Annotated in this window: 10 protein-coding genes and 1 tRNA gene; 2 read left to right on the top strand and 9 right to left on the bottom strand. The window is 66.6% G+C overall.

The features are described 5' to 3' along the window. The 7 genes from lepA to ACQKJZ_RS14795 all read right to left on the bottom strand — a co-directional run. Positions 1 to 1,617: translation elongation factor 4 (lepA, locus tag ACQKJZ_RS14825; protein WP_427731920.1), on the bottom strand; the 1,617-nt coding region annotated here is incomplete at its 3' end. 38 nt (positions 1,618 to 1,655) lie between these two features. Next, positions 1,656 to 2,183 (bottom strand): AAA family ATPase, encoded by a 528-nt coding sequence (locus ACQKJZ_RS14820; RefSeq protein WP_427731918.1) that lies wholly within the window; start codon positions 2,181 to 2,183, stop codon positions 1,656 to 1,658. Continuing rightward, entirely contained in the window at positions 2,180 to 2,731 is a 552-nt protein-coding gene (pnuC, locus tag ACQKJZ_RS14815; RefSeq protein WP_427731916.1) for a nicotinamide riboside transporter PnuC, read from the bottom strand. Before pnuC ends, ACQKJZ_RS14820 begins: the two co-directional genes overlap by 4 nt. A gap of 74 nt (positions 2,732 to 2,805) precedes the next feature. After that, a tRNA-Pro gene (locus tag ACQKJZ_RS14810) sits at positions 2,806 to 2,882 on the bottom strand. Positions 2,883 to 3,000: 118 nt separating this feature from the next. Next, positions 3,001 to 3,819: an ATP-binding protein gene (locus ACQKJZ_RS14805; RefSeq protein WP_427731914.1), complete on the bottom strand. Its 819-nt coding sequence runs from the start codon at positions 3,817 to 3,819 to the stop codon at positions 3,001 to 3,003. A gap of 45 nt (positions 3,820 to 3,864) precedes the next feature. Next, a complete protein-coding gene (locus tag ACQKJZ_RS14800) occupies positions 3,865 to 5,895 on the bottom strand; it encodes a tetratricopeptide repeat protein (RefSeq protein WP_427731912.1) in 2,031 nt (676 codons plus the stop codon). Next, the gene (locus tag ACQKJZ_RS14795) at positions 5,892 to 7,280 is read right to left on the bottom strand and encodes a TIGR03013 family XrtA/PEP-CTERM system glycosyltransferase (RefSeq protein ID WP_427731910.1); all 1,389 of its coding nucleotides are present in this window, start codon (positions 7,278 to 7,280) and stop codon (positions 5,892 to 5,894) included. The genes ACQKJZ_RS14800 and ACQKJZ_RS14795 overlap by 4 nt, the downstream gene beginning before the upstream one ends. A 151-nt stretch (positions 7,281 to 7,431) precedes the next feature. On the opposite strand from ACQKJZ_RS14795, the gene ACQKJZ_RS14790 reads away from it, so the two are divergent. Continuing rightward, positions 7,432 to 8,475, top strand: coding sequence for a mannose-1-phosphate guanylyltransferase/mannose-6-phosphate isomerase (locus ACQKJZ_RS14790; protein WP_427731908.1), 1,044 nt, complete (start codon positions 7,432 to 7,434; stop codon positions 8,473 to 8,475). Between the two features lie 34 nt (positions 8,476 to 8,509). On the opposite strand, the gene ACQKJZ_RS14785 is transcribed toward ACQKJZ_RS14790, so the two are convergent. Beyond that, on the bottom strand, positions 8,510 to 9,511 hold the full coding sequence (locus ACQKJZ_RS14785) for a polysaccharide deacetylase family protein (RefSeq protein ID WP_427731906.1): 1,002 nt from the start codon (positions 9,509 to 9,511) through the stop codon (positions 8,510 to 8,512). Positions 9,512 to 9,513: 2 nt separating this feature from the next. Then, a complete protein-coding gene (locus ACQKJZ_RS14780; RefSeq protein WP_427731904.1) occupies positions 9,514 to 11,355 on the bottom strand; it encodes a histidine kinase dimerization/phospho-acceptor domain-containing protein in 1,842 nt (613 codons plus the stop codon). 191 nt (positions 11,356 to 11,546) lie between these two features. On the opposite strand from ACQKJZ_RS14780, the gene ACQKJZ_RS14775 reads away from it, so the two are divergent. Next, positions 11,547 to 12,014 carry an Lrp/AsnC family transcriptional regulator gene (locus ACQKJZ_RS14775; RefSeq protein WP_007404259.1) on the top strand — a complete coding sequence of 156 codons (468 nt, stop codon included), beginning with the start codon at positions 11,547 to 11,549 and terminating at the stop codon, positions 12,012 to 12,014. Positions 12,015 to 12,167 lie beyond the last annotated feature (153 nt).

The raw sequence follows: 12,167 nt of genomic DNA, 5'->3' as shown, positions 1-12,167 counted from the left end.
GCCGCCGATTGCCGCCTGGATCGGGATCTTGAACAGGTGGCGTGGGATGCGCTCCTTCAGCCGCTCGCCCATGCCGCGCCCGCGTGTCTCGGCGGTGCCACGGTGGACGATCATCGACAGCGCATCGACCGGCTCTTCGTTGACCAGGATCGACATCTTGACGAGGTCGCCCTCGCGATAGCCGATCTGGTGATAATCGAAGCTGGCATAGCCCTTCGACAGCGACTTCAGCCGGTCGTAGAAATCGAACACGACCTCGTTGAGCGGCAGTTCATAGGTCGCCTGCGCACGACCGCCGACATAGGTCAGGTTCTTCTGGATACCGCGTCGGTCCTGGCATAGCTTCAGGATCGAGCCGAGATACTCGTCGGGGACATAGATGGTCGCCTCGATCCACGGCTCGCTGATCGACGCGATCTTGTTGGGATCGGGCATGTCGGCCGGGTTGTGCAGGTCGATCTGCCCGCCGTCATGGCTCAGCTCGATCTGGTACACCACCGACGGCGCGGTGGTGATGAGGTCCAGGTCATATTCGCGGGTCAGACGCTCCTGGATGATCTCCAGATGCAGCAGCCCCAGGAAGCCGCAGCGGAAACCGAAGCCCAATGCGGCGGAAGTTTCCATCTCGAAGCTGAACGAGGCGTCGTTCAGGCGCAGCTTGCTGATCGACTCGCGCAGCTTTTCGAAGTCGTTGGCGTCGACCGGGAACAGGCCGCAGAACACGACCGGCTGGACTTCCTTGAAGCCCGGCAGCGCCTCGGTCGTCGGCTTCTTGGCGTCGGTCAGCGTGTCGCCGACGCGCGCCTGCGCCACGTCCTTGATTTGTGCGGTGATGAAGCCGATCTCGCCGACGCCCAGCTCGGTCAACTGCTCGATCTTGGGGCGGAAACAGCCGACGCGGTCGATCAGGTGGGTGGTGCCCGCCTGCATGAACTTGATCTGCTGACCCTTTTTCAGGGTGCCTTCCATCACGCGCACCAGGATGACGACGCCCAGATAGGGGTCGTACCAGCTGTCGACCAGCATCGCCTTGAGCGGTGCGGTCGCGTCGCCCTTGGGCGCGGGGATGTTCTTGACGATCGCTTCCAGGATGTCGCCGATGCCGATGCCCGACTTGGCGCTGGCCAGCACCGCGCCCGAGGCGTCGATGCCGATCACATCCTCGATCTCGGCGCGGACCTTTTCGGGTTCGGCGGCGGGTAGGTCGATCTTGTTGATGACGGGCACGATCTCATGGTCATGCTCGATCGACTGATAGACGTTCGCCAGCGTCTGCGCCTCGACGCCCTGCGCCGCATCGACGACGAGGAGCGCGCCTTCGCACGCCGCCAGCGACCGGCTAACCTCATAGGCGAAGTCGACATGGCCCGGCGTGTCCATCAGGTTCAGCGTATAGGTCTCGCCGTCCTGCGCCTTGTACGCCAGGCGCACGGTCTGCGCCTTGATGGTGATGCCGCGTTCCTTCTCGATCTCCATATTATCGAGAACCTGTTCGCTCATCTCGCGATCGGTCAGGCCGCCGGTGAACTGGATAAGGCGATCGGCGAGCGTCGACTTGCCATGGTCGATATGCGCGATGATGGAGAAGTTGCGGATCTTGTCGAGCGGCGTGGACACGGGGGGAATGGTTTCCTGAAAAGCTTTAGCTGACGCCGTTAGCAAAGATGCGCGCGGATGCCAAAGCTATCGATCGCGGCCAGCGCATTTGCATAGCGGCGCTCGCCCCGCCCCTCGACCAGTGCATAGCGCACCCCGCGCCGGTCCAACTCGGCCCGCGACAGGTCGAAGAAGCGCTGCCGCTCAGCCAGCGTGCCGAACAGGCGCGTGCCATCCTCCACCCAGGGCAGGTCGGGCGCGAACAGGAGATAGACGTCGGACAGCCGGTTCCAGCCGGCGAACCACGGGTCGCGCGCACCGAACAGCATATCGGCCCACACGGCGGTCATCAGCGGATCGGTGTCGGTCACGACCGGCCAGGGCCCCTGCGCCAGCGCCTCGGCCAGCATCGCGTCATGCCCCTGCCCGATCGCCACCAGATCGGCCACGGTGAAGTCGGTGCCATGCGCCTCGGCATAGTCGCGGCCATATTCGGGCAGATAGCGCCCGCCGAGCGCTGCGGCGAGACGTGGGCCGATGGTCGATTTGCCGGTGCTCTCCGGGCCATGCAGACATATGCTCGTCATGCCCGTACCCGCCATTCGCGATAGCCCCACACCGACAATCCCAGAAAGATGACATAAAGAATGGCGGTCAGCGTCAGGCCCTTTACCGCGTAAAGCGCGATGGAGGACAGATCGACCGCGATCCAGAGCAGCCAGTTCTCCAGCCGACGCCTCGCCAGCAGGATTTGCGCCGCGACGCTGGCTACCGCATTGACGGCGTCCCAATAGGGCATGGCGGCATCGGTCCAGCGCGCCATCGCCCCGCCCCACAATAAAGATGCGACCGCGATCCCGACCAGCCATATGCCTTGCGCGACAGGCGTCAGCGTGCCGACCGCGACCTCCCCTTCGCGCGCCAGACTCCGCCGCCAGACGACCCAGCCGTAAAGGTTGATGACGAAGAAGAATACTTGCAGCGCCGCGTCGCTGTACAGCCGCTCCCGCCAGAACAGCAGGCCGTAAAGCGACACCATCACCAGCGCGACCGGATAATTCCACAGGCTGCGTCGCACGACGAGCGTGACGTTCGCGATACCCAGAACGAAGGCGATGGTTTCAAGCCAGGTCATGCCACCGGAGCACATTCGGTCGCCGTGAGGGCGCTTCGCTATCGATGGGCTGGGCCGCGTGCTTCGCGGCGAAATGGTCGGGGAGAGAGGATTCGAACCTCCGGCCCCTGCCTCCCGAAGGCAGTGCTCTACCAGGCTGAGCTACTCCCCGACTAGAGAGTATGGACCGGTTGTCAGAGCCTTTCGGGAAGGCCGATCCATGCTGGAGGCGCGCCAATAGCCAGCGGCCGCACACCACGCAAGCGGTTTTTCACCCGAAACGAAAATTCTTACACCGCACGGCCCAGCCGCCCCGCCAGATCGACGATATATTGCCAGGCGACGCGGCCCGAACGGCTGCCCCGCCGGGTCGCCCAATTGACCGCCTCGGCCCCGTCGAACGGCAGGTCGTGGCGATCGGTATAGGCACGGACGATGGCGAGATAGCCGTCCTGATCGAGCGCATGGAAGCCCAGGCTGAGACCGAAGCGGTCGGCCAGCGCCAGCTGGTCGTCGACCACGTCACGCGGATTGATCGCGCTGTCCTGTTCACTGAGATCGCGGGGCAGCAGATGGCGGCGATTGGCGGTGACCAGCAGGCGGACGTGCGCCGGCCGCGCCTCCGCCCCGCCATCGAGCAGCGAGCGCAGACGTCGTGCCTCTCCGGCTTCGTCGAAACCCAGATCGTCGATGAACAGGACGAAGGCGCGGTCGACCTCTTCCAGCATCGCGAACAGCGCGGGCAGGCTGTCGAGCGTGTCGACCGATACCAATGCCAGCCGGCCGGGACGGGTCGCCTGAACCGCCGCGACCGAGGCCTTGACCAGCGCCGACTTGCCCGTGCCTCGCGCGCCCCAGAGCAGCACGTCCTGCGCGGCATGACCATCGGCCAGCCGTTCCAGATTGGTGACCAGCGCCTCGCGCTGGCGATCCAGTCCCTGCAACATCGCCAGCGGCAATGGTGCGAAGCCCCGCGCCGGCTGCAAACCCTCTCCGCGCCACAGATAGGCGGGATGCGCCAGCGGATCAGCCGAAACCGTTGCTTGGGGCGCGAGACGTTCGAGGGCGGCGGCGATCCGCTCCAGCGCGGCGGTGGGAAGCTCGGTCATGCCGCGCGTCTTAGGCGGCCGGCACCCCGCTGCAAAGATGGCGGCTTACAGTGCGTCGCGGTGGGCGATCACGACGGGGTTGCCGGGCGACAGCGACAATGCCTTGTCGAATAGCTGCCGTGCGCCCTCGGTCTCGCCCGCCGCCGCCAGCGCGACGCCATAGGCATCGGCGACGCTCGCATTCATCGGAGCCAACCGATATGCCGCTTCGCCATAACGGCGTGCCACCACCCCATCGCCCGATCCTGCATAGGCAAGCGCCAGATCGCGCAGCAATGCCACGTCGCGCGGCCCTAGCTGGGTGCGCAGCCCTTCCAGCGTCTCGATGGCCTCGTCCCATTCGCCGCTGGCCAATTGCCATTGGCCCAATAGCCGGCGGGCGGGCACGCTCTGGGGATTTTGCGAAACATACAGGCCGAGGGCGACCGCCGCGTCGCGTGGCTTTGCCGTGCGCATATAGCCATCGATCAAGCGCAGCATCGCGGGCTCGTCAAAGGTCAGGTTCGCGGCACGGTCATAGGAGGCCAGGGCGTCCGCCGACCGTCCCGCCAGGCTCTGGATATCGCCGTAAGCCATCTGCGCCGCCGGTGCGCCCGGCGTCGCCCGGACCAGTGCCTGCGTCTTCGCCAGCGCACCGCTCCAGTCGCCTTTTCTGGCGAGCGCCCGGACGACACCCAACACATAGGTGGGATCGGTCGGCGCATCGGCCGCATCCTCGGTCAGTTCCGCCAGCGGCCGATCGGGGCGAAAGATCGTCGACGGCCCGCGAACGCCCGAAGCCGCCCGGTCGATCAGCGCCGCCTTCCCCTCGCCCCCCGCCGAAGCCATCACCGCGAGGCGCAGCGCATAACCATCGGCATCGGCGCGTGCCAGGATCGGCCGCAACGTAGCGAGCGCCGCCGCCCGGTCGCCCGTGAAGATCTGCGCGGCGGCGAGCAGGCGGCGGGCGCCGATGTTCATCGGCTGCATCGCCAACAGCCGGCCCCAAACGCGGGCCGCGCGTTGGCGCTGCCCCTGGGCAAAGGCGACGGCCCCGTCGAGCAAAACCACCGCCGGGCGGCTGTTGAGGTTCCCCCCGGTCAGCTCCAGCAATTGCCGGGCCAGCGGATATTGTCCCGCCCGTGCCGCGATCACGGCTTGGAGGTAAAACGCCTCTGGACTGCCCGGCCGCGAGACCAGCGCCGTGCGCGTCGCCGCCAGCGCGTCGCTCGCCCGCCCCAGATCGCCCAGCGTACCGGCATATTGGATCAGGGCGGGATGATAATAGGGATCGCGCGCCAGGGCCGCCCGGAACCACGGCAATCCCGCCGTCAGGCCGTAACGCGCCCGTACGATCTCGCCCTGCAGGGTCAGGGCGCGCGGGTCGGCCGGGGCCAGGGCCGTCGCCCGCCCCGCGGCCTCCGTCGCGCCGGTCACGTCGCCCGCCGCGAACCGGCTGCGCCCCAGATCGGTCCATACCGCCGCGTCGCCCGGATAGGCGGCCGCCAACCGGTCCAGCACCGCCCGCAGCCTGCCGCCACCCATATTCTGCGCCGCCCGCACCTTGGCCATGATGCGGATCATCTCGGCATCGGGGGTGGGTGGCATCCGCGCCACAGCCTCCTGCGCGTCCGCGACATTGCCCTGGATCAGCCGCGCCTCGGCACGCATCGCCAGCGTCTGCGATACCGGGACCCCATCGGCGAGCGCGCGGTCCAGCGCCGCTTCGGCAGTCACGCCCTCCTCGATAAGAAGGCTGGTGCGCGCGAGCATCATCTGCGCGGCGCGTGATCGGGGGGCGGCTATGGCGGCACGGCGCGCCTGGTCATGCGCGGCATGGTAGTTTCCGGCTTGCAAGGCCGCCGTCGCCTGACGAAGCGCCGCCGCCGGATGGACCGGTGGCTCACCGCTGCGCAACAGATAGGCGAGCCCGGCCATGCCGACGGCGATCACCGCCAGGGTCGCGATCAGCCTGATGCGCGTTCGGACCGACCGCCGCTGCCAGATCCGGCGTTTGCGCCGCATCATTGGATAGGGCTGCGACGCGCGCCGATCGCGTCCGCGATAGCGGCCTTTGCGAACCTCGCCCTCGCTCACCGTGCGCCCGATGGCCACAGGATGACGCGCAGCGTCTGCACCAGGATCAGTGCGTCGAGAAAGGGCGAATAATTCTTGGCGTAGTAAAGGTCATATTCCAGCTTGTGCCGGGCATCCTCGATCGAGGCGCCATAGGGATAGTTGAGCTGTGCCCAGCCGGTAATGCCGGGTTTGACCATGTGCCGCTCGGCATAGAAAGGGATCTGCTGTTCCAGCTGCTCGACGAATTGCGGGCGTTCGGGGCGCGGCCCGACGAAGCTCATCTCGCCGAGCAGCACCGACCAGATCTGCGGCAACTCGTCGATCCGAACCTTGCGAATGAACCGGCCGATCCGCGTGATGCGGGGATCATCCTTCTCGGCCCAGACCGCCTGCCCGGCCAGCTCGGCATCCTGGCGCATCGACCGCAGCTTGGGGATGTCGAAAGTCTGATTGTACAGCCCGACGCGCCGCTGCCGGTAAAAGGCCGAGCCCTTCGACTCCAGCCGGATCAATAGCGCGGTGACCAGGATCACGGGCAGCGCGACGGTCAGCAAGATCAGGCTGACCATGATATCGAACGCCCGCTTGACCATCGCCGACCACATGCGCCCGGATGCGAAGCCATCGGAGAAGATCAGCCAGCTGTGACTGACGGAGGCCAGATCGATCCGCCCCGTCTCCCGCTCCAGAAAGCTGGAAAGCTCCGACACCTGTACGCCGGCCGTTCGGACCCGCAGCAGGTCCTGATAGGGCAACGCATTGCGCCGCTCCTGGATCGCCAGGACGACCTCGGTGGCCCGGCGGTCGATGACGAAGCCTTGAAGATTGGGGATGGCGGACCGAGGAATGGCGTCGGGAAGCGCCGTCTCGTTGGTGTTCATCGCGATCACGCCCGCGATGACGAAGTTACACCCCGGCTGTCCCGCCAGCGCCGCGATCCGTCCCGCCCGCTCACCGGCGCCCATCAGGACGACCCGGCGCTTGAACCGGTCACCGCCCAGCGAACGTCCGAGCAGCCCCCGAACGACCACCAGCAGCCCGACGGCGATGACCATCGAATAGAACAGGCTGGAGCGCCAATAGGACAGGTCGGGGAAGAAGAAATAGATGAGCGACAGCAGGATGACGCCCATCGAGATCGCGACGATCAGTCGCGCGGCCGCGAAACGCAGCGACAGGAACGACGCGGCGGTATAGGCCCCCACCGCCGTCAGCCCGATCTGAAGCGGGATCGCGAAGCTCAATATCTGCGGCAGATGCTCGATCGTCGAGCCGACGGGGTAGCCGATCTGCCGGGCCCGCATTTCCCAGCCGAGCTCGGCGGCCGTCATCAACAGCGCGAAATCCACCGCACCCAGGAGCAGCACGGCCTGCGGAACATAGTGTTTGAACACCCGGATCATTTACGGATAAATCACAGCTGGCGAGCGCCTTTTTCCCAATCGTCCCAATTTTTGCAGCTAATCGCAAACGAAGCGTGAAGATATGCGTTGCGTGCTGCGGTAGAGCCACGTCACCCGGTTTTTTGGTGACGGGACGCAAGAAGGGGCGAATATGCATAATCAGATCGTACCGGTCATCCTCTCCGGCGGGTCCGGCACGCGTTTATGGCCGATGTCGAAGCCGGACATGCCCAAGCAGCTGCTCGCGCTGACCTCGGACGAGACCATGTTGCAGCTGACGGCGCAGAGAACCGCGTCCAACGCGTTCGCCCCGCCAATCGTGGTTGCGGGTCAACGGCACGCCGACCTTGTCGAAGCACAACTGACCGAAGCGGGCACGCCGCCCCAGGCACTGATCCTGGAGCCCGTGGCGCGCAACACCGCACCCGCCATCGCGCTCGCCGCGTTGGCCGCACGGCCAGAGGACGTGATGCTGGTCATGCCGTCCGACCATGTCATCGCCGATCTCGACGCTTTCCATGCCGCCATTCAGGCCGCGCTGCCGATGGTGTCGCAGGGCTGGCTCGCCACCTTCGGCATCGCGCCGGACAAGCCCGAGACGGGCTATGGCTGGATCCAGGTGGGCCGAGAGATCGCCAAGGGGGTGCATCAGGTCGCGCGCTTCGTCGAAAAGCCCCGGCTCGAACGGGCCGAGGCGATGCTGGCGCGCGGCGACTATGCTTGGAACGGCGGCATCTTCCTGTTCCGCGCCGACCGCTATCTGGAGGAGCTGGGCCAGCATGCCCCCGAGATGCTGGTCGCCGCCGAAAAGGCGATGCGCACCGCCAGCCGTGAGGGAAAGCGCATCTGCCCCGACGAGGTTGAATTCAGTAATTGTCCGTCCGACTCCATCGACTATGCGGTGATGGAACGCGCCGACCGCGTGGCGGTGGTGCCGGTCGCGATGGGCTGGAACGATGTCGGCAGCTGGGACGCGCTGCATGCGATCAGCGAGCTGGACGGCTTCGGCAATGCGCATCGCGGCGAAGTGCTGGCGATCGATACCAAGAACTGCCTGATCCGCACCGACCGGGTTCGCGTCGCGGCGGTCGATGTGCAGGACCTGATCGTCGTGGCCAGCGGCGACGACATCCTGATCCTGCCGCGCGGTCGCAGCCAGGACGTCAAGAAGCTGATCGAGGCGATGAAGCGCTGATGAAAAAGGGGGGGGTGGCCTGGACGGCCGCCCCCTACCCCTCCAGCGTCGTCAGGATTTCGCCGATCGTCACTGGCGTCACGCCGCGCAGGGCCAGACGTTCGAACACCGCATCCCACCAGCGGTCGAACGCCTCACGGTCGCGCGCCGTGCGGACATAGGGCGTATGGCCCGGCTCCAACGTCGGGGAATGGAAAGAAAAGGTCAGCAGACGAACCCCATCGGCCAGCGCCCGATCGATGCCGGTCAAGGCATCCGCGATGCCGACCCCCTCGGGCGTCAGCGGTATCCGCGATAGGAGGCCCAGCCGGGCCAGCATGCCCCGCCCATGTGGGACGCGGCGCGCCGGGGAATAGAGACGTGAACCGCCTTTTCGCATCAGGCCGTCATAAACGCTGGTCAACGGCAGTTCGATCATGCCATCGCGACGAAAGGCGTGCGCGTCGATATTCCGAAAATCCATCCCGCCGGTGCGGCCATAATCGTGGAGAGCCCGCATCGAGCTATCGATCCGATAGCCACGCGCCGCCAGCAGTTCCAGACTGGCGGGCCCCAGCCCATAGCGCCCGGAGCGGAAGGTTCGCGGGCGCTCGCCGAAGGCCCGCATGATCGCATCGGTCAGACGGTCGAGCTTTTCCACCTCCAGCGCACGCGGAAGATTGCCGACATGGCTGGTCACCTGATCGACCACCTCGCTATGAGGCGGGGTGACCCAGGCATGGAGCTGCGCCCCGATCTCGGATCGGCCGTCCTGCAGACATTCGGCGAGGATGGCGACCGCCGCCGGATCGACCGCCACCGGATAATCGACCAGGCAGTTCAAACCCACTCCCGCCGCCGCGAAATGCCGATGCGCGGCGGGAAAGGCCCGCATCGCCGAGGTGGCGCGGTGCCGCTTGTCGAGCGGGGCGGACCAGTCGAATTCCTCCTCGACATCGACCGTCACCAGAAAGCGGGTGCCGAACGCCGCCGGCCAATGGATACGCTCCGCAGCGCTCGGCGCCTCCGGGCGCCAGGGTCGAACCGGTGGCGACACGATCAGCGAGTCGACGCCTGACCGGCGCGCTGGTCCATTCCCATCGGCAGCGTCAGCGTGACCCGGTGCAACCCGATGGTCAGCCCGCCACCCATCTCCGCACCCAGCTTGTCGACCAGCCGCAAGGAGAAGCCGGTGCCCAGAAGCGGCGCGCCGTCGCGCTGTTCCTCATCGCCCGCCTCGCTCAATAGGGCGGCCTCGGCCTCGATCGACAATGCCAGTGGTCGATCGATGCGCAGGCTGGCCATGCCCTGTTCCTCCGTCAGGGTGGCGGTCAACCGCTCGCCGACGACGCAATTGGACAACAGCACCGAGAAGAGGCGCGCGATCAGCCGCTCGGTCGCGCGATCATCGGCCATGGCGGCAATCGCGGTTTCCGGTGGCTCGAAGCGAATGTCCGCGCGGCGAAGCTCGGCCAGCGGTCGCAATTCGCCCAGCAATCGTTGGATCAGCGGCGACAACGGCACCGTCGTCGGACGCAGGTCCAGCACATGGCCTTCGATCCGGGCGGCGGTGTCCAGATCGTCCACCGCCGTCAGCAGATCCGACGCCATGGCGCGGATCGCGGTCGCCCGGTCGCGATAGACCGGGGCGACCGGCCCGAGCAATTCGCTCTCGATCAATTCGGCAAAGCCCGCCACCGCATTGGCCGGAGTGCGCAGCTCATGAACCAGCTGGCGAAGCGAATCGGACGAGGCCGTATCGGCGGCGCTTCCGGCTGGTGCGACGCTGGCGCATTCGTCGCGGCGCGGACGCCGGCCGCTGCCGCGATAGCCAAGGAAGCGGCCCGACAGCGGATCGAAATAGGGCGCGGCCGATACGCGCCACGATCCCGCGGCGTCGGCGCTGCCCCCGACTTCCAGCCGGGCGTCTCGAAACGGCGAGCGACGGCGGAACGCACCCATGGCGACCCCGTCGAACTGCGCCAGCCCCTGGGCGGCGGTCGCCGCGATGCAGACTCCGACAAGGGCGCCGCGTGCCACGCCGTCGACGCCCTGGATCAGGCCCTGCTCGTCGGTTTCGAAGTCGAAATGCGCAGGACCTGCATCGGCCTGGGCGGTGCCGGTGACCTCCTCGCGCCGTTGGTTGAAGGCGTCGATCCGGGCGACGAGGTCGGCGATCTCATAACGTGGGGGAGCGGCCGGCGACGGCGCATGACGCAGCGCCTCCGCCATGAAGGGCAGGCTGCGCGCAACTTGCCCAAGCGGCACGAACGGGGTCGCCGCCTGTGTGGGGACGGGATCGAGCATCACCGACAAGGGCGCGGATCCGGCGGGCTCTGCCACCTCCACAGCGGGCACGGACGGCGGGGTGATCGGCCAGGGCTTGCGAGGTGCCGGCTCGACCTGTGCGGCGGCGGCGGACGCCAGGGGCGTCGGCTCGACCGGTTCGGATATGGGCGCATGGGGCGGCGCCATGTTCGGCAGCACGAAATCGACCGGGCCGAAGCTCTCCAGCCCGCGCATCACGGAGTCGGACAGATCACGGCGATGGCGCAGCACCGACCGGGTGCGCGGATTGAGTTGCGGCAGGATGTCCAGCCATTCGGCGTCGCGCAATTGCGCCATGCGAAGCACCGGCGCGGCGATCGCCAGATCGTCCTGCGCGAAGAACGCGACGAGGGCGGCGGGCGGCCGGCACAGGCTGAGCAGACGCGCGCTCGCGGATCGCGTGGAGTCGGACACCGAATGGCGCAAGGCGGCCAGCCGCGCCATCGTTTCGGCATCCGCCGCGATCCGGCCTCGCCCCATCAGGTCGACCAGCTGCCGCCAGGCGGTCTGCGCGCCGAAGGGCGTCGCCGTGTCGGCCGACAAAATCGTCGCCAGGCTGTCGTCGAACCGCACGGAACTCCCTTTTCAATGGGCCGGATGGCCCTCAGCCACCTGACTTAACGCCTTTATCCTTCCAACTGGTAACCTGCAAATATCGACGTGTATGCCGTTGCAATAAACGACAATTGCGGTAGTGCGTAATTTTCTTATAAGCAGCCCCGAACGGGCATAGGGAATCGGTTTTTTATGTGGAGTATCGTGTAATGGCGCTCGATCGCATCGATCGGCAAATCCTGGCGCTGTTGCAGGCTGATGGCCGGATGACCAATGTCGAACTCGCCGAGCGCGTCGGACTGACCGCCCCCCCCTGTCTGCGCCGTGTTCGCGCGCTGGAGGAAGCCGGCGCGATCCGGGGCTATCACGCCGATCTCGACGCCGCGCGTCTGGGCTTCCCGATCACCGTCTTCGCGATGGTGTCGCTGCGCAGCCAGGCGGAGCATGATCTGGCGACGTTCGAGGCGCATGTCGCGGGCATTCCCGAAGTCCGCGAGTGCCATATGCTGAACGGTGAGATCGACTTCATCCTGAAGATCGTCGCGTCCGACCTGAAGAGCTTTCAGGAAATCCTGACCACGCATCTGACGCCGGCACCCAATGTGGCGAGCGTCAAGACGTCGCTGACCATCCGCACCGCCAAGCAGGTGTCGGGGATCCCGATCGAGGCCGACTGAGCGATCGGCGTTGGTGAGAAGGCGAAAGGGCCGGTCCTCCTGGGTGGAGGGCCGGCCCTTTTTCTTTTGTGGGGCGTGGCCTTCGACGTCGCTCCGGCTGAACGGGGTTTAGGGGGCTCGGCCAAGAACAACAACCATTCCGCCAGATCGGAA

The organism is Sphingomonas sp. NPDC019816, assembly GCF_050274375.1.
Taxonomy (GTDB): Bacteria; Pseudomonadota; Alphaproteobacteria; order Sphingomonadales; family Sphingomonadaceae; genus Sphingomonas.
This window is presented reverse-complemented; position numbering and strand designations above follow the sequence as displayed.

Excerpts from the sequence above, each read along its gene's own strand:
- pnuC (WP_427731916.1), bottom strand. The coding sequence starts at position 2,731 with ATGACCTGGCTTGAAACCATCGCCTTCGTTCTGGGTATCGCGAACGTC.
- ACQKJZ_RS14775 (WP_007404259.1), top strand. The coding sequence starts at position 11,547 with ATGGCGCTCGATCGCATCGATCGGCAAATCCTGGCGCTGTTGCAGGCT.
- ACQKJZ_RS14790 (WP_427731908.1), top strand. The coding sequence starts at position 7,432 with ATGCATAATCAGATCGTACCGGTCATCCTCTCCGGCGGGTCCGGCACG.
- ACQKJZ_RS14805 (WP_427731914.1), bottom strand. The coding sequence starts at position 3,819 with ATGACCGAGCTTCCCACCGCCGCGCTGGAGCGGATCGCCGCCGCCCTC.
- ACQKJZ_RS14795 (WP_427731910.1), bottom strand. The coding sequence starts at position 7,280 with ATGATCCGGGTGTTCAAACACTATGTTCCGCAGGCCGTGCTGCTCCTG.
- ACQKJZ_RS14820 (WP_427731918.1), bottom strand. The coding sequence starts at position 2,183 with ATGACGAGCATATGTCTGCATGGCCCGGAGAGCACCGGCAAATCGACC.